The organism is Acidovorax sp. (assembly GCF_046314175.1).
Lineage (GTDB): Bacteria > Pseudomonadota > Gammaproteobacteria > Burkholderiales > Burkholderiaceae_C > Acidovorax.
In genome coordinates this window covers 67,919-89,156 of the sequence record NZ_JBKBXG010000007.1, presented here as the reverse complement: position 1 = coordinate 89,156, position 21,238 = coordinate 67,919, and the positions used below count along the sequence as shown (strand labels likewise).

Genomic DNA, 21,238 nt, shown 5'->3' with positions numbered 1-21,238 from the left:
TGTCCATCACCACGCCCATGTCGTGCTCGATCAGCACGATGGTGGTGCCGAACTCGTCGTTCACGTCCAGGATGAAGCGGCACATGTCCTGCTTTTCTTCCACGTTCATGCCGGCCATGGGTTCATCGAGCAGTAGCACCTGCGGTTCCATGGCCAGGGCGCGGCCCAGGTCCACGCGCTTTTGCAGGCCGTAAGGCAGCTGGCCCACGGGGGTCTTGCGAAACGCCTGGATTTCCAGGAAGTCAATGATGTGTTCGACGTGCTCGCGGTTGGCGATCTCTTCGCGTTCGGCGGGGCCCCACCGCAGCGCTTGCATCAAGATGTTGCTTTTGATCTTGAGGTTGCGACCGGTCATGATGTTGTCGATCACGCTCATGCCCTTGAACAGCGCCAAGTTTTGGAACGTGCGCGCCACGCCCATCTCTGCCACCTGGCGCGAGTTCATGTGCGAGAACGTCTTGCCGCGAAAGGTGATGGAGCCGTCCTGCGGCGTGTACACGCCGTTGATGCAGTTGAGCATGGAGCTTTTGCCCGCGCCGTTGGGGCCGATGATGGCGCGGATCTCGTGCTCTTTGACGTTGAACGAGATGTCGGTCAGCGCCTTCACACCGCCAAACCGCAGGCTGATGTTGTTGACGTCGAGGATGACGTCACCGATCTTCTTTTTGGTCATGGGATGAATGTCTGGACTCTGTGGATGGGGGGCTGCGCGGTCATGCGGCTTTTTTGACCGGTGCAAACGTCTTGGTGTCCGACAGCTTCAGGGTGGCGCTCACGCTGCCGGTGCGGCCGTCTTCAAACTTGACCTGGGTTTCGATGTACTGCTCGGTGCGGCCGCCGTACAGCGCCTCCACCAGCACGCCGTATTTGTCCGCAATGAAGCCGCGACGGACCTTGTTGGTGCGGGTCAACTCGCCGTCATCGGCATCCAGCTCCTTGTGCAGAACGAGGAATCGGCTGACCTGGCTGCCTGCCAGCATGGTGTCGGTGGCCAGGTCGGCGTTGACCTTTTCAATGCATTCGCGGATCAGTTCGTACACCTCGGGCTTTTGTGCCAGGTCGGTGTAGCCTGCGTAGGGAAGGTTGCGGCGCTCGGCCCAGTTGCCCACGGCGTCAAAGTCGATGTTGACCATCACGCACACCTTCTCGCGGCCATCGCCCAGGGCGACGACTTCCTTGATGTGCGGGAAGAACTTGAGCTTGTTCTCCACATACTTGGGCGCAAACATGGCGCCGTCGTTGGCGCCGCCCTTGATGCGGCCCACGTCTTTGACGCGGTCGATGATCTTGAGGTGGCCATGCGCGTCAAGGAACCCTGCATCGCTGGTGTGGTACCAACCGTCGGCGGTCAGCACCTCGGCCGTGGCCGTGGGGTTCTTGTAGTACTCTTTGAGCAACCCGGCGGACTTGACCAGGATCTCGCCGTTGTCGGCTACCTTGATCTCCACACCGCGAATCGGCACGCCCACCGTGTCGGCGCGGGCCTGGTTGTCGGGCTGCAGGCAGACGAACACGGCGGTCTCGGTGGATCCGTACAGCTGCTTCAAGTTGATGCCGATGGAGCGGTAGAACGTGAACAGGTCCGGCCCGATGGCCTCACCCGCCGTGTAGGCCACGCGCACGCGGCTGAAACCCAGGTTGTTGCGCAGCGGGCCGTACACCAGCAAGTTGCCCAGCGCGTACTTGATCTTGTCGATGGCGCTCACGGCTTCGCCGTCCATGAGCGCGGGGCCCACGCGCTTGGCCACGCTCATGCAGGCGTGGAACATCTTGCGCTTCAAGGCGCCCGCGTCCTCCATGCGGATCATCACGCTGGTCAGCAGGCCTTCAAAAATGCGGGGTGGCGCAAAGTAGTACGTGGGGCCGACTTCCTTCAGGTCGATGGTCACGGTGCTGGCCGACTCGGGACAGTTGACCACGTAGCCGCAGGCCAGCCACTGCGCGTAGCTGAAGATGTTCTGGCCAATCCAGGCCGGGGGCAGGTAGGCCAGCACTTCTTCGCTGCTGGTGAGCTTGTCGAACTCGGCCCCGGCCGATGCGCGGTCGAGCAGGGTGCTGTGCGTGTGCACCACGCCCTTGGGGTTGCCCGTGGTGCCCGATGTGAAGAACATCGCGGCCACGTCGTCGGGCTGGATCTTGGCTACTTCGTTGCGAAACCACTGGGGGTTTTGTGCAACATGCGCCTGGCCCGCTTCGATCAGCGAATCCAGCGACGCCAGCCCTTGTTCTTCGTAGTTGCGCAGGCCGCGTGGGTCATCAAAGTAGATGTTCGAGATCTGCGGGCACTGCTCGCGGATCTCCAGAATCTTGTCCACCTGCTCCTGGTCTTCCACCAGGCAAAAACGCACCTCGGCGTTGTTGAGCGGGAAGATGCATTCGGCGCCCACGGCGTCCTGGTAGAGCGGCACCGGAATGGCGCCCAGCGACTGCGTGGCCAGCATGGTGGCGTACAGGCGGGGGCGGTTGGCGCCAATCACCACCATGTGTTCATGCCGCTGCAACCCGGCGCGGTGCAGGCCAGCGGCAATCTGTTCCACCAGGCGTGCCAGGTCGGCCCAGGTGTGGGCCTGCCAGATGCCATATTCTTTTTCGCGCAGCGCCGGCGCCGTGGGGCGGTCAGCCGCATGCTTTAGCAGCAGTTGCGGGAACGTGGTCAACATTACAGGTTCCTAATAGATAAAAGAAGTGTCAGCCCGGTGATTGCCGGTGGCGTCGCCTTGTGGCAGCGCGATGGGTCCCATGCTAGGACTGACTTTGACGTTATCTTGTCTTTCCGACGACAATTTACGGGAAACTCCGGGGTGGGTGAAACCCTTCCCTGGCTTCGCGGGGGGGGTGAGGGTGGCAGGGCAGGGGCTTCACACCACGGCGTTATCCTCACGGGCATGTACGCCCCGTTTTTCGGCCTTCAGCACCCGCCGTTTTCCATCGCCCCCGACCCCCGGTACCTGTTCATGAGCGAGCGCCACCGCGAGGCGCTGGCCCACCTGCTGTATGGGCTGGACGCAGGCGGCGGCTTTGTGCTGTTGACGGGCGAGGTGGGCACCGGCAAGACCACGGTGTGCCGCTGTTTTCTGGAGCAGATTCCGGCGCACTGCAACGTGGCCTACATCTTCAACCCCAAGCTCACCGTGGGCGAGCTGCTGCGCTCCATCTGCGACGAGTTCGGTGTGCCGCACGCGCCTGCGGTGCCGGGTGTTGAAACGGTCAAGGACTGCATCGACCCGCTCAACGCCTCGCTGCTGGCCGCGCACGCTAGTGGGCGCAATAACGTGCTCATCATTGACGAGGCGCAAAACCTGTCGGCCGATGTGCTGGAGCAATTGCGCCTGCTGACCAACCTGGAGACCAGCGAGCGCAAGCTGCTGCAGATCATCCTCATCGGCCAGCCCGAGCTGCGTACCATGGTGGCGCGCCCGTCCATGGAGCAACTCGCGCAGCGCGTGATTGCCCGTTTTCACCTGGATGCACTCACTCCGCAAGAGACGCAGCAGTACATCAGCCACCGCCTGGCCGTGGCCGGGCTGCAAGGCCCATTGCCGTTCAGCCAGCGGGCTTTGCGGCGCGTGCATGTGCTGTCGCACGGCGTGCCGCGGCGCATCAACCTGCTGTGCGACCGCGCGCTGCTGGGTGCCTATGCGGCGGGTGCGCGCGAGGTGAGCGTGCCCATCGTCAACCGCGCCGCGCGCGAGGTGTTTGACGCATCCGGGGCTGCGGCGGCAGCCCGCAGTGACCGGGGCCCCATGCCGGGCTGGGCGCTGGCGGGCCTGGGTGGTGTGGCTGGTGCCACGCTGGTGGCCGCAGCGGGATGGGCGCTGGGCGTGTGGCCGCCGTCTTCCGGTACCGGCATGGGCACGGGCCATCAGACCGGTGGTGCAGCGGTCGTGGCGCCAGCGCCCAGTGGCCCGCGACAGGCGGCGGCGAGCAGTGCTGCGGTGGCTGCGCCGGGTGTGGCAGCCGCCCCCGCGGCATCGGCGGCATCGGCCACACTGGCAGCCACTGCACCCACGCTTGCACCTGCGCTGCAGCAGTTTCTGGCGGCACAGTCAGCGGGCGACGCCCCCGCGTGGAAAGTCCTTGCATCGGCCTGGGGCGTGACGCTGGCCGACGGCGCCGATGCCTGCGCCACGCTGCCACGCGACGGCTTGCGGTGTTACCGCAACCGCCGCGCGGGGCTGAACCTGGTGCGGCAAATTGACCGGCCGGTGATGCTGACCCTGTTCCCATCCGAAGACGCCGACGAATCGGTATCGGCTGTGCTGCGCAGCCTCGACGGCGACACGGCCACGCTGGAAGGCAACGGCCAGACCCTGCAGTTGCCGCTGGAAGCGCTGGCACAGGTGTGGCGCGGCGACATGGCCACCCTGTGGCGCACTCCACCTGGCATGCCCGAGCGCGGCGAAATCGTCGATTCCCCCGACGGCGCCGCGTGGCTGGACAAACAACTGGCCTCCAAGGCCGCGGGCGGCGCGGGCCCCAGCAGCCGTCCCATGACGCCTGCGCTGCGACAGTCGCGCATTCACCGATTCCAGCTGGCCCAGGGCGTCACGCCCGACGGCCGCGCTGGCCCCCTGACCCTCATGCTGCTCAACCGTGCGACCGGTGTGAACGAGCCGCGCCTGCGCACCGGAGGCTAACCATGTCCTACATCCTTGACGCGCTTCGGCGCGCAGACGCCGAGCGGGGCCGTGGCGGTGTGCCCGGCCTGCATACCCAGGCTGCGCCCGTGCCCGGCAACTTGCCAGCAGAGCGCCAGTCGCCGCCGGCATCGTTGATCGTGGTGGTGGTGGCCGTGCTGGTGGTGGCTGCGTTGGCCGCAGGCGGTACGTGGTGGGCGATGCAGAGCAACGCGCCGAGCGGTGGCGTGGTGCTGGCGGGGGCACAAACTCCTTCTGCGACTTCACTGCCTGCATCGCCTTCTCAGCCTGAAGCGCCTGGTGTGGCCATGGTCGCGTCACCGTCTGTGCAGACTACCGCGCCTGCAGCCAGCGTTGCTGCCGCGCCGGTGGCGCGCGCACCCGCCAACCAGCCCCCCGTGGCCGCCGCTGTGTCGATCCCGGCCCCTGCGGCAGAGCGCCGCACTGCGCCTCCCGCGCGCGAAAAACCTGCGCCAACACTGGCCACCACGCGCACAACGACCAACGAGGTGACCCGCAACCGGGCAGTAGACGAAGCCCCGCGCGAACGCGCCCCCGCCCCGTCCACCGCCCGCCCTGCAGAATCTGCCCCCGCACCCACTGGTACCGTGTTTGCGCAGAGCGACCTGCCCGACGCGGTGCGCGCGCAATTGCCCTCACTCAAGATCTCGGGCGCCACGTACTCTGCCAACCCGATGCACCGTATGGCCATCGTCAACGGCCAGGTGCTGCACGAGGGCGATGTGGCCGCGCCCGGCCTGTTGCTCGAAAAGATCGAGCCCACGCGCACGATCTGGTCGTTCAAAGGCTACCGCTACGGGCTGGCCTCGCAATAGCAAAAATATGGGTCAAATTGGCCTCTAGCGCTTATCTAATAAGCACTAGTAGCTATTTGTTTGATAGTAATTTTGCTCGGCGCTGGGTCGTGAAAACTGGCGCCACGCAAAGCGAGAGCCACCGTGGAACTGGCTCCGCCAGGCCACGGGTGGCGTCCCTAAGAGTCTGTTTACGATCTCCCAGGGGTCGCGCAGCGGACTTTGCGGGATGGGGTGCTGGGCGCGGTGCGCAGTGGATAGCTTGGCTATCCACAAGCGCCGCAACGCCGCAGACCGCCCGCAAAGACCACTGCCCGAAGGGTTGGAGCGAAATCGGGCGATTGAACGCATCGACTGCTTGCATGGGCATGAGCCCATGCGGCGCATCCGAAGCATCCACTCATCCCGATTGCGCTCCAACGCGATCCCCTGCGAGATCGTAAACAGGCTCTATGGGGGGAGCGGCGCAGCCGCTCAGGGGAGTCACCTGATAAACCGCCCATCGCGTCCCACCAGTGTCAGTTCCACAAACCGCGAGGCATTGCGCTCCGGCGTGCTGGCGTTGATTTCAAACCCGCCCAGATCCCACTTCTTGAGGTTCCAGGTCGCGTCGATGAAGGCTGCGCGCGTGGGGTTGCGGCCTGCGCGCTGCAGGGCTTCGGCGAACACGCGGGCGTTGATGTAGCCCTCCAGCGCCAGGTGCGACGGCTCTGCGGTGGCGCCAGAGGCTTTCCAGGCGCTCTGAAACTCGCGCACCACGGGCATCACCACATTGGACGGCAGCGGCACCACCTGCGAAATGGCCATGCCGGTGGCGTCCGGCCCCAGGGCCTTGACCGTGGCGGGCGTGCCCATCACCGACAGCGCATACAGCGTCACGCCGCGTTGAAGCGCGCGAAACGCTTTCACGAACTCCAGTGTGGGCTTGCCTGCCAGACCGACGACGATGGCCTCCAGGTTGCCGCCCGCCAGCTTGGCCGCTGCCGCGCCTGCGTCCGATGCGTTGTTCTCCACCGTCACAGCAACGGCACTGGGCAGCTTGAGTCGGTCCATGGACTGCTTGGCAGCCGTAAAGATCTCTTTGCCGAACGCGTTGTTCTGGTAGACGATGCCGATGCGCTGAATGCCGATGGTGGACAGGTGCTGCACCAGCTTTTCGGCCTCGTCGGCGTAGCTCGCGCGGATGTTGAACACGTTGCGCGCCGTGGCGATGCGGCTCAGCTGTGCGCCGGTGAACGGCGCAAAAAACGGGATGCCGCTCTCAAGCACCTTGGGCAGCATGGCGTCGATCATGGGCGTGCCCATGCAGTTGAACAGCGCAAACGTGTCGCGCTCGGCCATCAGTTTTTCCACGTTGGCAAGTGCTTTGGGCACTTCGTAGGCGTCGTCCAGCGTGACCAGTTCGATGGTGCGGCCGTTGACGCCGCCGCGCGCATTGATGCCCGCAAACGCCGCCTTGGCGCCCTGGTGCATGGCCGAGCCCAAATCGCCCAGCGGGCCGGTCAGTGCGGTGGACTGCCCAATCTTGAGGACACTGTCCTGTGCCCTGGCGCCGCCCAGGTGCCCCAGCCATGGCAGGCTGATGGCGGCGGACAGCACCGTGCGCCTGTTGATAGTCGTGGAAGGCCGGGGGGGCCGGCAAGCAGGCTTGTGGTTGTGCATAGGTGTCTCCTTGTTGTGGCCCGTGCGCGCTCGTGGCGGCCAGGGAGGGGGAGATCATCCGGGTGCGATTGACATTTCTTTGTCTTTCTGACGACAATTCGAGTCGTGGATTTCCCGCATCCACGCTCTTTCTTCCTTTGCTTTGTGAGCCGCCTTGGACCCACGCACCCACCAGGACCTGTCGCTGCACCAGCGGCGCCGGTCGCCCTCCGCTGAAGAGCTGGACGGCATTCCGTGGCTGCCTCTGCTTTTGCCTGCCGAGCGCGAGCGGGCCGTGGCGGCGCTGCTGGTGGGCGACGCCAAGGCGGGCGACTATGTGTGCCGCGTGGGCCGCCCGGTGACCTACTGGTTTGGCGTGGTGGAGGGGCTGCTCAAGATGAGCAGCGACGATGCGCAGGGCCAGACCATGACGTATGCCGGCCTGCCGCCCGGCGGCTGGTTTGGCGAGGGCACCACCATCAAGCGCGAGCCCTACCGCTACAACATCCAGGCGCTGCGCAAAAGCATCGTGGCGGGCCTGCCGCTGGAGACATTTCACTGGCTGCTGGACCACTCCATTGGCTTTAACCGTTTTGTGATGAACCAGCTCAATGAGCGGCTGGGCCAGTTCATCGCCGCGCGCGAGATCGACCGCCTGAACAACCCCGACGTGCGCGTGGCGCGCAGCCTGGCATCGCTGTTCAACCCGGTGCTGTACCCCGGCGTGGGCGAGGTGCTGCGCATCACGCAGCAAGAGCTGGCATACCTGGTGGGCCTGTCGCGCCAGCGGGTGAACGAGGCGCTGGCCGCGCTGGAGGCGCAGGGCGCGATCCGCGTGGAGTACGGCGGCCTGCGCGTGCTGGACCTGGCGGCACTGCGCTCCAGCATCTTTCAACTCAAAGGCGGTTGAAAGGCTCTGGACTGTCGCTTCGCCTTTTCAGCGGATCGCCAATCAGCGGGGCAGCGACGGCAGCTTGTTGCGTGGCTTGAGCGAGGACGGCAAGCTGGCGCGGGCCGCAGGTGCCGGTACCGGTACCGGTGATGCAGCGGGGGCTTGCATTCGTGCGCCCCAGCTGTTTTCGTCCCCGCCATCGCGTGTCAGGCGGAAGGCGCCCACCATCTCAGTCAGGCGCCCCGCTTGCTCCTTCAGGCTGTCGGCGGCGGCGGCGCCTTCTTCGACCAGTGCGGCGTTTTGCTGGGTCATTTCATCGAGCGCACCCACCGACTGGTTCACATGGCCGATGCGCTGGCTTTGCTCCTGCGTGGCGGCGGTGATCTCTCCCATGATGTCGGACACGCGGCGCACCGACAGCACCAACTCTTCGATGGTTTTGCCCGCGTGGTTCACCAGGGTGCTGCCTTCCTGCACCTGGTCTACGCTGGCGCCGATCAGCGCCTTGATCTCGCGCGCGGCATTGGCCGAGCGGCCCGCAAGGCTGCGCACCTCGCTCGCCACCACCGCAAAGCCACGGCCTTGTTCGCCTGCGCGGGCGGCTTCTACCGCCGCGTTCAGCGCAAGAATGTTGGTCTGGAACGCGATGCCGTCGATCACACTGATGATGTCGGCGATCTTGCGCGAGCTGGCGCTGATGGTGTCCATGGTGCGTACCACCTGCGACACCACCTCGCCACCGCGCGTGGCGGCGTCGGACGCCGTGGACGCCAGCTGGTTGGCCTGCCGGGCCGAGTCGGCGCTTTGCGACACCGTGCCGGTCAGGTCCAGCAGAGAGCTGGCCGCGCTTTGCAGGTTGTGCGAGGTTTGTTCGGTGCGCTGGCTCAGGTCCAGGTTGCCCGAGGCCACTTCGGAGCTGGCCACCAGGATGGAATCAGCCGTCTGGCCGATCTCGCCCACCAGGGTGCGCAGGCGCTCCTGCATGGCGGCAATGGCTTCGAGCAGGCGTCCGGTTTCGTCATGGATGCGCACTTCCACCTGCGAGGTGAGGTCGCCGTTGGCAATGCGCTCGGCCACCACCACGGCGCGGCCAATGGGTGCTGTGATGCTGGTGGTGATGCGCCAGGCGATCAATCCACCCAGACCCATGGCCAGCAGCACCAGCAACCCGCCCACCATGCGCGCATTGCGCTGCGTGCTGTCTGCGTTGGCCGTGGCCTCTGCGTTGAGGGTGTTCTGCAGCGCAATGAGTTCGCCCAGCTTGTTGCGCCATGCGGTTTCACTGGGGGCCACGCGGGTCATCAGGGCCAGCGTCGCGCTGACAGTGTCGCCGTCATCGGCCGCCTTGATGGCGGTTTCCAGCTCGGGGCGGGTTTTGGCGCCCAGCGCCTGGATCTCGCTCAATAACTGAATCTCGGCGGGCGTCGCCGTGGCAGGCACCATCAGTTGCGCCAGCGCTGCTTCTTCGGTGCTGTATTCCTTGAGGGTCTTGCCCACCGCGTCGATCTGCTCGCGTGCCTGTTTGGGGTCGATGTCGTTGAGCATGGCGGCCGAGCGGCTCTGGATGCCGATGGCACTCACGCTCTCCAGCATGCCGTTGACCAGCTTGGCCTTGTTGGCGCCGACGCCTGTGATGAGTTGCATCTGGTCATGCACCTTGCCAACCGACAGCTGGCCCACCGCAGCCACCGCCACCAGCAATACAAGTACGCAACCAAACCCCAGACCGAGGCGGCTGGAGATGGACAAGGATTTAAGAGAAGAAGCGGCCAGCATGAGGGGTCCTTGTGGTCTCGAAAGCGAAGAAACGGAGAGACAAAACGAAAGTAACCGAATGTGAAAAAGCTGAAGCAATAACGGTGCCTGAGCCCATTCGAGGCATGCAGGTCTGCGCGGGCCGGGGCCGGTGCAGTGTAGGCAGAAATAACAAAATGTGTCATGAGGCTTAGGGATAGCCGCATGTCTAAAGCGCATGGCCTGCTTGTTACAAATTGGAAGCCTGGAGAGTCGTGCCACCCCACGAAATTGAAACAGTGCTGTGCTGGAAAAAATATGGGTAAAAATGGCATCTAGCGCTTGCCTGTAAAGCGCTGATAGCTATGAATTTTGTTAGTTTTCTGGTCGCCAAGGGTTACCCCCGGGGCTGTGGGGCAAGAACCGCTCGGGTATAACCCGGTTACAGATGCGAGGTCTTGTATGAACCTGTTTTTCCGTCGATTGAGTGGGCGAGCCGTTTGGGGTGCGCTGGTTGGTGGCAGCTTGCTGGCAGGCTGCGCCGCGCCCCTGCCGCCTGCGGTAGCGCAGCGCGAGTTGGTGGTGGCGGTAACGTCCGCGCACGAACTCATCACCTTCAATGCGGCGCAGCCCGATCGCATCCTGGAGCGCCGCCCGGTTACGGGCCTCGCGGCAGGCGAACGGCTGGTGGGCATCGACTTTCGGGTAGCGCGGGGTGTGCTGTATGCGTTGTCGCAGTCCGGGCGGCTGTACACGCTTGACATTCCTAACGGCGCCTTGCGGCCTGTGGGCGCAGCGCCCGCCGCGTTGGCGCTCAATGGCACGTCGTTTGGCTTTGACTTCAACCCCGCCGCTGACCGCATCCGCGTGGTGTCCAACACCGGCCAGAACCTGCGCCTGCACCCCGACACCGGTGCGGCGGTGGATGGCGACCCCACCATCGACGGCGTGCAGCCCGATCCGGCCCTGCGATACGCGGCAAGCGACGCCAACGAGCGCCGTGCCCCGGACATTGCAGGCGCCGCCTACACCTATAACACCCAGGACAGCAAGCTCACTACCAACTACGCCATCGACCGCGCACTGGGCGCGTTGGTGATGCAGGGCTCGCGCGAAGGCGTCACCCCGGTGGTGTCGCCCAACACCGGCCAGTTGCGCACGGTGGGCGTCCTGGGACTGGGGCCGCTGACCGATGTGGCTTTTGACATCGCCGATGTGGGCAATACCGCCCTGATTGCGGTGCGCACCCCCACCGACAACCAGACCCGCCTGCACCTGGTGGATCTGGCCACCGGCGCCGCCAAGCCCCTGGGCAAGGTCGGCGAGGGCGCCCCCCTGCTGGGCATGGCCATCGAACCGTGATGAAGCAAGCCCGCCCGCACCCGCAGGTGCACCTGCACCAGGCCACCTGCACCGGCTGGGCGCGGGCTGCGGCGTGGGGCGCGTTGATGGGCCTGTGCGCTGCCGCGCATGCGGGCACGGTGCAGGTTGACGTGCTGGACGCTGCAGGTAAACCTGTGGCTGACGCGGTTGTGTTTCTGGACTCGGCTGATGCGCGCAAGCAGGTCAAGCCCCTGGCAGGCGCCGAAATGGCGCAAGAGAAAAAACAGTTTGTGCCCGGCGTGCTGGTGATTCCGGTGGGCACCCAGGTGCTGTTCCCCAACCGCGACTCGGTGCGTCACCATGTGTATTCCTTTTCGCCCGCCAAGAAGTTCGAGCTGAAGCTGTACACCGGCACGCCCGCCAGCCCGGTGCTGTTTGACCAGGCAGGCGTGGTCGCGCTGGGCTGCAACATCCACGACCAGATGATCGGCTGGATTCTGGTGGTGGACACGCCGCACTACGCGCGCAGTGCTGCTGCCACCGGCAAGGCGCAGATCGACAATGTGCCTGCGGGCACGTACACGTTGCGCACCTGGCACACGCGCCTGCCCGTGGGCGCGCCCGCGCTGGAGCAATCGATCACCGTGCCCGCCACTGGCACGGGCACTGCGTCGGTGCGGTTGACGGGGCTGCAGCCTTGACACTGCGCTGGGCCCGGCGCAGCCTCATCCTGCGGCTGGTGGGGCTGTCGCTGTTGCTGCTGCTCATCGTGCAGGCCGCCGGTTTTGCGGTGGTGCGCGCCACCATCGACCGCAACGCGCGCGCCCAGATCGCCCGGGCGCTGGACCTGGACGAAAACGTCTGGCGCCGCCTGCTGGAGCAAAACGCTGACAAGCTGCGCCAGGGCTCGGCCCTGCTGGCGGCCGACTACGGCTTTCGGTCGGCGGTGAACTCGGGCGACGATGAAACCATTCAGTCCGTGCTGGAAAACCACGGCAGCCGCATCGGCGCCGCCGTCACGGCGCTGCTGGACACCGACCTCACCCTCCGCGCTGTGAGCCTGACTGACGACAGCATGGACGAGTTTCCTCAAACGCTGCGCCAGGTGGTGCCCCCGCTGGCGGCGCAGCCCCAGGGAAGCCAGGTGGCTGTGATGGACGGCGTGCCTTACCAGTTTGTGATGGTGCCCATGCGGGCGCCGGTGGTGATCGGCTGGGTGCTGATGGGGTTCCCCATCAACCAGGCGCTGGCCGACGAGATGCGGCAGTTGTTGTCCGTCAACGTGGCGCTGGTTGTCAGTGATGCTGCGGGCGGTTCGGGCGGTGCGGGCAGCATGATGAGCGTGCCGGTCAGCACCATGCCGCCCGAGACGCTCTTGGTGCTCAAAAAGCAGGGCATCGTTTCGGGTGAGCTGCGCACGCCCGAGGGCACGCTGCTGGTGCGCAGCACCCGCATCGACAGCGTGGGCGGTGAGGTGCAGGCGTTGCTGCTGCGCTCGGTGGACGAGGTGGTGGCCCCTTATCGCCAGCTGCAGGTGCTGCTGGCCATCATCACCGTGGCGGGCGTGTTGTTGTTTGCCGTGGGCACGGGCCTGATGGCGCAGCGCCTGACCACGCCGCTGCGTTCGTTGCTGGCAGCCACGCAGCGCCTGTCGCGCGGAGAGTACGACGTGCCGCTGGAACACACCGGCCGCAACGATGAAATTGGCAACCTGGCGCGCTCGTTCGACCACATGCGTGTGGATATCGGCACGCAGCAAACCGAAATCCGCCGACTGGCCTACTGGGACCGGCTGACCGGTTTGCCCAATCGAGAGCGGTTTCGTGAAGCGGTGGTGCGGGCCATTGCAGGCAGCGCCGCCGGGCATCCGCTGGCCGTGCTGACCCTGGACCTGGACCGCTTCAAGCACGTGAACGATGTACTGGGCTATGCGTTTGGCGACCGACTGCTGCAGGCTGTGGCCGAGCGCCTGACCCAGCAGATGGCATCGCCCGACGACATGGTCGCCCGGCTGGGCGGCAATGAGTTTGCGCTGCTGTTGCAGCGCGCCGATGCCGCCGCGGCCCACGCGCTGGCACAGCGCATCAACCAGTCGTTTGAAGTGCCCCTGGCGTTTGAAGACCAGACGGTGGACCTGAGCGCGGGCATCGGGTTTGCCTGCTGGCCGGGTGACGCGCAGGACGCCGACACCTTGCTCAGCCGCTCCGAAATCGCCATGTATGCGGCCAAGCGCAAGCTCAGCGGGGCGGTGCAGTACGACGCATCGTTTGACTCGGCGAGCTCGCAGACGCTGTCACTGTTGTCTGAGCTACGCAAAGCTGTCGAGCACAACGAGCTGCGCCTGTACCTGCAGCCCAAGGTGCCGCTGCACGGCCAGGCCGGGCTGGCGGCCGAGGCGCTGGTGCGCTGGCAACACCCGCAGCGCGGGCTGGTGCCGCCCATGCAGTTCATCCCCTTTGCCGAGCAGACCGGTTTTGTGCGGCAGCTGACGCTGTGGATCTTTGAAGAAGTGGCCCGGCTGCTGGCCGACCCCCGCACGGTGGCCATGCCGTTGCGCATTTCGGTAAACCTGTCGACCCGCGACCTGCTGGACCCGGACCTCAGCAACCGGTTGGCCGCCATTTTGGTGCGCCATGGGGTGCCCGCCACGGCGTTCTGCCTGGAGATCACCGAGAGCGCCATCATGGACGACCCGCAGCGCGCCGAGGCCATGCTCAACCGCCTGTCCGAGCAGGGCTTCAAGCTGTCTATCGATGACTTTGGCACGGGGTATTCGTCGCTGGCCTACCTCAAGCGCCTGCCGGTGGACGAGCTGAAGATCGACAAGTCCTTTGTGATGGGCATGGAAGCGGGCGAGGACGACGCGATGATCGTGCGCTCCACCATCGACCTGGCTCACAACCTGGGCCTCACGGTGGTGGCCGAGGGGGTCGAGACCGCCGCCATCCTGGAGCGGCTGCGGGCGCTGGCCTGCGATGAGGCACAGGGCTATCACATCGCCCGACCGCTGCCTGTCGATGATTTTCTGGCCTGGCAGGCGCGTCAGAGGTAAGCTTCGGGCCAGTTTCCCTCTGGCCTCGGATGCCGTGGCGAAAAGCGGATTCACTCTGAAATTTGGCCCACCCGGCCCTGCAGGCGAAAATACGCGCAATGTCTTCTTCCAGCTCCCGCCCGCCTGCCGGCCCCGCCGCCCCCACAGCCGCTTCTTTGCCCTCTGGGTCTGGCGCAGGGGAATCCCCCACATCTGCACCCGCAGCGCGCCCGGTGCTCCGTCGCCCCGCTGTGGCGTCCAAAGCAGCGCCCGCCCGGCCTGCGCCGCCACCGCGCGTAGCCAGGGCACCCGCACCTCCCACCTATCGCACAGCGTCGGGTTCGTTTGTAGCGCCCATCAAGCAGGTGCCCGAACGAGCGTCCGCAACCATCACGGTGAACGGCATGGTCAGTTCGCGCCTGAACAAGCGCATGGCCGAGCTGGGCCTGTGCTCGCGGCGCGAGGCCGACGAATGGATTGCCCAGGGCTGGGTCAAGGTCAATGGCCAGGTGGCCGAAATGGGCGTGCAGGTGCTGCCCACTGACCGCATCGACGTGGACAAGGTCGCCCAGGGGTTTCAGGAGCAGCGCGTCACCATCTTGCTGCACAAGCCCATGGGCTATGTCAGCGGCCAGGCGGAAGACGGCCACACGCCCGCCGTGGCGCTCATCAACCCGCGCACCCACTGGCGGGACGATCCCAGCCGCAACCGCTTTTCGCCGCCGCAGTTGCGGGGCTTGGCGCCCTGCGGGCGCCTGGACATCGATTCGGTGGGGTTGCTGGTGCTCACCCAGGACGGCCGCGTGGCCCGCCAGATCATTGGCGAGGACTCCGAGATGGAAAAGGAGTACCTGGTGCGCGTGGTCTACCAGGCACCGGGTCAGGCGGTGCCACGCCACCCCAGCGAGCGCTCCGCGCCGCTGCAGGAAATCGACGAGCGCGACCCTGTCAGCACCAACGTGCAGGCGGTGTTTCCGCGCGAGTTGCTGGAACGCCTGCGCCACGGCCTGAGCCTGGACGGCGAGCCGCTCAAACCCGCCAAGGTCGACTGGCAAAACCCCGAACAACTGCGCTTTGTGCTGACCGAGGGCAAAAAACGCCAGATCCGCCGCATGTGCGAGCAGGTCGGCCTCAAGGTGGTGGGGCTCAAACGCATCCGCATTGGCCGCATCACGCTGGGCAACCTGCCGGTGGGGCAGTGGCGCTATCTGTCACCCAACGAGCGGTTCTGAGCATTCACGGGCTCCGCGCATTCACCGCCTTGCATTGTTGACCGGAGCCTTCTTCATGCCCAATCCCCCGCGCCCTCGCTCCGGTGCTTCCGATGAGCCCAAGGCCCCCCGGGCCAACCCGCTGCGCCAGCTGCGCGCCTCCGATCTGCGGGGTGTGGCCCGGTTGGCCACGCAGGCCACCACCGGCATCAGCCGCGTGGCCGAAGGGGTACACCAGTCGGTGCTGCGCACCATGGGCCTGCCCGGCGGTGCCGAACCAGGTCGCACCCGGGGGTTGACGGGACTTGTCTACCAGAGCATTCGTGGCGTCACGCAGCTGGTGGACGCTGGCTTGCAAGCAGGCTTGGCGCGGCTGGAGCCGTTTTTTGCGCAGGGCGCGCCCAGTGCGGTGGTGCAGTGGGAGCGCGAAGCCGTCATCGCCGCGCTGAACGGCGTGATGGGTGACCGCCTGGCACGTGACAACAACCCACTGTGCACCCGCATGGGCTTTTATCAGCACGGATTGCCGCTGGATGTGCCTGTGTTGGCAGCGTCGGGTGTGACCACAGGCAAGCTGCTGGTGTTGGTGCATGGCCTGTGCATGAATGATCTGCAGTGGCTGCGCGATGGCCATGACCATGGTGCCCATCTGGCGGACGCGCTGGGCTACACCCCCGTGTACCTGCGCTACAACACCGGGTTGCACACCTCTGTCAACGGTGCCGAGCTGTCGGGCCAGCTGGAATCGCTAGTTGCCGCATGGCCTGTTCCCGTGACTGAGGTGGCGGTGCTGGCGCACAGCATGGGCGGCCTGGTGGCGCGCAGTGCCTGCGAGCAAGCGGGCGCGCCCGGCGCGCCACCCAGCCGCTGGTTGCCCCTGCTACGCCACCTGGTCTTCCTGGGCACACCCCACCATGGCGCGCCGCTGGAGCGGGCGGGGCACTGGGTCGATGCGCTGCTGGGCAGCACGCCCTATTCAAGGCCGTTTGCACGCCTGGCGCAATTGCGCAGTGCGGGCATCACGGACCTGCGCTACGGCCACGTGCTGGACTCCGACTGGCTGGGGCGCGACCGCTTCCGCAAGACCCCCGATCAGCGCACCCCCGTGCCGTTGCCCGCGGGCGTGGCCTGCTGCGCGGTGGCTGCAGCCGTCGCCCCCCGGCGCAGCCCGGCGGCCGACCGCCTGGTGGGGGATGGGTTGGTGCCGTTGCGCAGTGCCCTGGGCATCCACGATGATGCGCAGCGAACCCTGGATTTCCCCAAGCAGCGTCAAGCCGTGTTCTACCGTCTGGGTCACCTGGCTTTGCTGGGTGACAGGGGGGTGGCCCAGCAAGTTGAACAGTGGTTGCGATCCCCGTGAAAAGCCGCCCGGATGGTGACTTTTTCCTTGCCGACGGCGTTGCCGGTGGCCGGAGCCCCGCTACCATGTGCCCCAGTGAATCGTAATAAGGAGAATTTAGTGAGCGATGTGAAATACCGCCTGGTCACCCGCAGTGACTTTGACGGCCTGGTCTGTGCCGTGCTGCTCAATGAACTGGACCTCATTGACGAAATCACCTTTGTCCACCCCAAGGACATGCAGGACGGCAAGGTGGCCATCACCAGCCGCGACATCACCACCAACCTGCCCTATGTGCCGGGCGCCCACCTGGTGTTTGACCACCACGAATCGGAAACCATCCGCAACTCAGGCCGCCGGGACGAGAACCACATCATCGAAGCGCACGCACCGTCTGCCGCGCGCGTGGTTTACAACCATTACGGCGGCAAGGCCGCCTTCCCGCGCGTTACCGACGAAATGATGGCCGCGGTGGACCAGGCCGACTCGGCCCAGTATTCGCGCGACGACATCCTCAACCCGCAAGGCTGGGTGCTGCTGAACTACCTGATGGATTCGCGCACCGGGCTGGGCCGGTTCCGCGAGTTCCGCATCAGCAACTACGCGCTGATGATGGACCTCATCCAGTATTGCCGCGACCACACCATCGAAGAAATCCTGGCGCTGCCCGATGTGCAGGAGCGCGTGAACCTATACCGTGAGCAGGCGGCCAAGGCCAAAGAGCAGTTGCTCAGCTGTGCGATTTCCATCGGCAACCTGGTGGTGCTGGACCTGCGCGATGAAGAAACCATCTGGGCCACCAACCGGTTCATGATTTACGCGCTGTTCCCCAAGGCCAATATCTCCATCCATGTGATGTGGGGCCTGCAAAAGCAGAACACGGTGTTTGCAACCGGCAAGTCCATTTTGGACCGCAGCAGCAACACCCACGTGGGCAACCTGATGCTGGAGTTTGGCGGTGGTGGCCATGCCGCCGCGGGCACCTGCCAGGTGGCCAACGACAAGGCCGACGCCATGCTCAAGACGCTGATCCAGCGCATCAACGCCGACGGTTGAGCTGCTGGGCGCTACGGCGGCCATCCACTGGCCGCCCTTGAAAAGCCCTGAGTTGCCCCTAAATCACGCCTGCTGGTTCGGCAGGCGTGATTTTTTGTGCCGGGCCCTTTTTTCTGTTTTGTATTCCGACCCATCCGACTGAGAGAGAAACCTCCCATGAGCAAGCAAACCCTGTCGTTCCAGGCCGAAGTGGCCCAGCTGCTGCACCTGGTTACCCACTCCCTGTACTCCAACCAGGAAATCTTCCTGCGCGAGCTGATCTCGAACGCATCCGACGCCTGCGACAAGCTGCGTTTTGAGGGCCTGAACAACTCCGCCTTGTTTGAAGACGCGCCCAACCTCGAAGTGCGCGTGGCCTTCGACAAGGCCGCCAAGACGCTCACCATCACCGACAACGGCATCGGCATGAGCCAGCAAGAGGCCATTGACCACCTGGGCACCATTGCCAAGAGCGGCACCAAGGACTTCATGGGCAAGCTCTCGGGCGACCAGAAGCAGGACGCCCAGCTCATCGGCCAGTTCGGCGTGGGCTTTTATTCGGGCTTCATCGTGGCCGACAAAATCACAGTGGAATCGCGCCGCGCGGGCCTGCCCGCCGAAGAAGGCGTGCGCTGGATCAGCGGCGGCACGGGCGACTTCGAGGTGGAAACCATCACCCGCGCTGCACGCGGCACCAGCATCGTCCTGCACCTGCGCGACGACGCCGAGGAATACCTCAACGCCTGGAAGCTCAAGCAGGTCATCGCCAAATACTCCGACCACATCAGCCTGCCCATCCTGATGGAAAAGGAAGAGTGGAAAGACGGCGAGCTGATCACCCCCGGCGACGAAAACGGCGGCCGCCAGCCCGGCGGCATGGTCAAGACCGGCGAATGGGAAACCATCAACAAGGCCAGCGCGCTGTGGAGCCGCCCCAAGAAGGACGTGACCGAAGAGCAGTACACCGACTTCTACAAGGCCATCAGCCACGACCAGGAAGCCCCGCTGACCTGGGCCCACAACAGGGTGGAAGGCAACACCGAGTACACGCAGCTGCTGTACATCCCCGCCAAGGCGCCGTTCGACCTGTGGAACCGCGACAAGAAGGCCGGTGTGAAGCTGTACGTCAAGCGCGTGTTCATCATGGACGACGCCGAAGCACTGATGCCCACGTACCTGCGCTTTGTGAAGGGCGTCATCGACTCGGCCGACCTGCCCCTGAACGTGAGCCGCGAGCTGCTGCAGGAAAGCCGTGACGTGCGCGCCATTCGCGAGGGCAGCACCAAGCGCGTGCTGAGCATGCTGGAAGACCTGGCCAAACATGACAAGCACGATACGTCGGCCAACGCTGATGGTGTGACCGACGTAGTCGATGCCGACGACAAGGCCAAGGAAGGCAAGTACAGCCAGTTCTACGCCGAATTCGGTGCTGTGCTGAAAGAAGGCCTGGGCGAAGACTTTGGCAACCGCGAACGCCTGGCCAAGCTGCTGCGTTTTGCCTCCACCACCAGCGACACCGCCACCGTGGGCTTTGCCGACTACAAGGCACGCATGAAGGAAGGGCAAGAGGCGATTTACTACATCACCGCTGACACGCTGGCTGCCGCCAAGAACAGCCCGCAGCTTGAAGTCTTCAAGAAGAAGGGCATCGAAGTGCTCTTGATGACCGACCGCGTGGACGAGTGGGCGCTGAACTACCTGCACGAGTTTGACGGCACCCCGCTGCAAAGCGTGGCCAAGGGCGCTGTGGACCTGGGCACGCTGCAGGACGAAGCCGAGAAGAAGGCGGCCGAGGAAGCCGCCGAAGCCTTCAAGCCCGTGCTGGCCAAGTTGAAAGAGGCGCTGAAAGACAAGGCCGAAGACGTGCGCGTAACGACGCGCCTCGTTGATTCACCCGCCTGTCTGGTCGTGCAGGACGACGGCATGAGCACCCAGCTGGCCCGTATGCTCAAACAGGCTGGTCAGCAGGCGCCCGAGACCAAGCCTGTGCTGGAGGTCAACGCCGAGCATGCGTTGGTCAAGAAGCTCGATGGCAGCGTGCACTTCCACGACCTGGCCCACATCCTGTTCGACCAGGCGCTGCTGGCCGAGGGCGGTTTGCCCGAGGATCCGGCCGCGTATGTGAAGCGTGTGAACGCCTTGCTGGTCTAAATATCAGTGAAAATGGCCTCTAGCGCTTGTGCAGTAAGCGCTGGTAGCTATCAAAATAAAAGCAAAACCCCGGGGTGCTTTGTTGGCACTGCCGGGGTTTTTTTCTGCAGGGGGCGGTTGGATGCGCCCCGGAGGCGCTTCACTCCTCAGGCTGGGCCTGCTCCAGGATGCGGGAGTGCGCGCGGTTGCGCTCTTGCGGGTCAGCGTCGATCAGCGCCTTGAGCGCTCCTTCGGGCACCACCAAGCCTTTGCGGCGGTCGTTTTTGACGGGCATGTTGCGCCAGCCTGAAAGCACCAGCCAGTCCCACAGTTCGCGGGGCACCGGCTGGCTGACGGTCATCTTGACCTGACCGCGCAGGATGGTTGCGCCCACCTGCGGCAGGGGCCCCACTGGCGCCGGCTTGCGCTGCTGGCGAATGGAAAAAAGGTTACGAAGCAAATCCTTCATGGGCTGACCAACTCGCTGGGGGATAAAAGTGCTCGCAGCATAGCCCACCGGGGGCGTCCAGCTCAAGGCCGCAATGGCTGCCAGGCCCCGGGGGGCTTCCCCGCAGGGTCTGCATGTCGCGCAGCTGGCCCAGGCCGTCGTGCACGGAGGCTATGAGGGCCGACAGTTGCTGGGGAATGGCCTGCGTGGCTTCGGCGCGGGCTGCGCCTTCCAGGTCCTGGGCCTCGCGGCGCATGGTGGCACGGTCCTGGGCCTCGGCGGTGGCCTGAATCGTGGCGATGCGGCGGTTGCAGTGGCGGATGAAATGGCCCAGCAAGGTGCGCAGGCTGGGCGGGTCGAACGGGGCAAGCCGCTCCTCGTGCACCCGGGCGTCAAATGGCGGGCGCTGGGTCTGCGTATCGGCGGGGATTGCAGCAGCAGCAGGGGTTTGTGGCGCCGGTTCTTGCGGTGCGGCCTTGGGGCGACAGCCAGGGCGCCAGGGCTTGCCACAGTCGTCTTCAAGCAGCGGCTCGGTCAGGTAGGCGTTCATGCGTGCTTAAAAGGCGGCCTCGATGTCAACTGCAGCTTCCTTGGCCGTCAGCAATGCGACCTCGGACGCTGAAGAGGGCCGCGTCTGTGCCATGCTGTTCAGTGGGGCCGTGAATGCACGGGACATTGCCCGCGTCCGCCCGCAGCGGCCTGCCTGTGCGCGACATCAGGCTCGAACAGCGCCGTGTGTCCAACGCGCCCCGCCTCGTGCTGCAGCATGGCGCGATGAGTGACCGGTAGTTTTGCTCCACGCTGCGTATGCCATCACCACCAGCGAGATCAGCCCCTCAATGCCACCAGCAATGTGATCTGGGTAGCCCGCAGGCGGTGGTGAAAGAGGCGCCCGTAAATCATGCGGCACTCATCAGGCGTCCAGCGCATGCCACTGCGGCAGCACATCAAAGACATGCGTTGCTACCGGCGATCGCTGAGGTACTCCGCGCGGACATGCGC

At 65.2% G+C, this 21,238-nt stretch carries 16 protein-coding genes; 10 read left to right on the top strand and 6 right to left on the bottom strand.

Going from position 1 to position 21,238, the window contains the following annotated elements; translation table 11 throughout:
* Together ACK4OE_RS03500 and ACK4OE_RS03495 are read right to left on the bottom strand one after the other, a co-directional pair.
* A partial coding sequence (locus ACK4OE_RS03500; protein ID WP_409883048.1) for an ABC transporter ATP-binding protein occupies nt 1-673 on the bottom strand: 673 nt, incomplete at its 3' end.
* Nucleotides 674-713: 40 nt separating this feature from the next.
* The gene (locus tag ACK4OE_RS03495) at nt 714-2,660 is read right to left on the bottom strand and encodes an AMP-dependent synthetase/ligase (RefSeq protein ID WP_409883046.1); all 1,947 of its coding nucleotides are present in this window, start codon (nt 2,658-2,660) and stop codon (nt 714-716) included.
* Between the two features lie 225 nt (nt 2,661-2,885).
* Here ACK4OE_RS03495 and ACK4OE_RS03490 point away from each other — a divergent pair, with 225 nt between their 5' ends.
* Nucleotides 2,886-4,637, top strand: coding sequence for an ExeA family protein (locus ACK4OE_RS03490; RefSeq protein ID WP_409883044.1), 1,752 nt, complete (start codon nt 2,886-2,888; stop codon nt 4,635-4,637).
* A 2-nt stretch (nt 4,638-4,639) separates the two neighbouring features.
* Entirely contained in the window at nt 4,640-5,473 is an 834-nt protein-coding gene (locus ACK4OE_RS03485) for a general secretion pathway protein GspB (protein WP_409883042.1), read from the top strand.
* Nucleotides 5,474-5,935: 462 nt separating this feature from the next.
* Here the strand turns inward: ACK4OE_RS03485 and ACK4OE_RS03480 are convergent, their stop codons facing one another.
* Nucleotides 5,936-7,114, bottom strand: a complete 1,179-nt coding sequence (locus ACK4OE_RS03480) for an ABC transporter substrate-binding protein (protein ID WP_409883040.1) — start codon at nt 7,112-7,114, stop codon at nt 5,936-5,938.
* Nucleotides 7,115-7,268: 154 nt separating this feature from the next.
* On the opposite strand from ACK4OE_RS03480, the gene ACK4OE_RS03475 reads away from it, so the two are divergent.
* Nucleotides 7,269-8,003, top strand: coding sequence for a Crp/Fnr family transcriptional regulator (locus tag ACK4OE_RS03475; RefSeq protein WP_409883038.1), 735 nt, complete (start codon nt 7,269-7,271; stop codon nt 8,001-8,003).
* A gap of 42 nt (nt 8,004-8,045) precedes the next feature.
* Here the strand turns inward: ACK4OE_RS03475 and ACK4OE_RS03470 are convergent, their stop codons facing one another.
* Nucleotides 8,046-9,761, bottom strand: a complete 1,716-nt coding sequence (locus ACK4OE_RS03470; RefSeq protein WP_409883036.1) for a methyl-accepting chemotaxis protein — start codon at nt 9,759-9,761, stop codon at nt 8,046-8,048.
* Nucleotides 9,762-10,181: 420 nt separating this feature from the next.
* On the opposite strand from ACK4OE_RS03470, the gene ACK4OE_RS03465 reads away from it, so the two are divergent.
* The 7 genes from ACK4OE_RS03465 (at nt 10,182) to htpG (ending at nt 19,809) form a co-directional block, all read left to right on the top strand.
* Complete coding sequence (locus ACK4OE_RS03465; RefSeq protein WP_409883034.1) at nt 10,182-11,081, top strand: DUF4394 domain-containing protein; 900 nt, start codon at nt 10,182-10,184, stop codon at nt 11,079-11,081.
* 86 nt (nt 11,082-11,167) lie between these two features.
* Nucleotides 11,168-11,743, top strand: coding sequence for a methylamine utilization protein (locus ACK4OE_RS03460; RefSeq protein ID WP_409883056.1), 576 nt, complete (start codon nt 11,168-11,170; stop codon nt 11,741-11,743).
* Nucleotides 11,740-14,094, top strand: a complete 2,355-nt coding sequence (locus tag ACK4OE_RS03455) for a putative bifunctional diguanylate cyclase/phosphodiesterase (protein WP_409883032.1) — start codon at nt 11,740-11,742, stop codon at nt 14,092-14,094. Before ACK4OE_RS03460 ends, ACK4OE_RS03455 begins: the two co-directional genes overlap by 4 nt.
* A 383-nt stretch (nt 14,095-14,477) precedes the next feature.
* The gene (locus tag ACK4OE_RS03450; RefSeq protein ID WP_409883054.1) at nt 14,478-15,305 is read left to right on the top strand and encodes a pseudouridine synthase; all 828 of its coding nucleotides are present in this window, start codon (nt 14,478-14,480) and stop codon (nt 15,303-15,305) included.
* A 55-nt stretch (nt 15,306-15,360) separates the two neighbouring features.
* Nucleotides 15,361-16,644, top strand: a complete 1,284-nt coding sequence (locus ACK4OE_RS03445) for an esterase/lipase family protein (RefSeq protein WP_409883029.1) — start codon at nt 15,361-15,363, stop codon at nt 16,642-16,644.
* Between the two features lie 99 nt (nt 16,645-16,743).
* Nucleotides 16,744-17,679 (top strand): exopolyphosphatase, encoded by a 936-nt coding sequence (locus ACK4OE_RS03440; protein ID WP_409784713.1) that lies wholly within the window; start codon nt 16,744-16,746, stop codon nt 17,677-17,679.
* Nucleotides 17,680-17,835: 156 nt separating this feature from the next.
* The gene (gene htpG / locus ACK4OE_RS03435) at nt 17,836-19,809 is read left to right on the top strand and encodes a molecular chaperone HtpG (RefSeq protein ID WP_409883027.1); all 1,974 of its coding nucleotides are present in this window, start codon (nt 17,836-17,838) and stop codon (nt 19,807-19,809) included.
* A gap of 139 nt (nt 19,810-19,948) precedes the next feature.
* Here the strand turns inward: htpG and ACK4OE_RS03430 are convergent, their stop codons facing one another.
* Both ACK4OE_RS03430 and ACK4OE_RS03425 read right to left on the bottom strand, forming a co-directional pair.
* Nucleotides 19,949-20,257: a hypothetical protein gene (locus ACK4OE_RS03430; protein WP_409883025.1), complete on the bottom strand. Its 309-nt coding sequence runs from the start codon at nt 20,255-20,257 to the stop codon at nt 19,949-19,951.
* Nucleotides 20,238-20,786 carry a hypothetical protein gene (locus tag ACK4OE_RS03425; protein ID WP_409883023.1) on the bottom strand — a complete coding sequence of 183 codons (549 nt, stop codon included), beginning with the start codon at nt 20,784-20,786 and terminating at the stop codon, nt 20,238-20,240. Before ACK4OE_RS03425 ends, ACK4OE_RS03430 begins: the two co-directional genes overlap by 20 nt.
* Nucleotides 20,787-21,238: the final 452 nt, after the last annotated feature.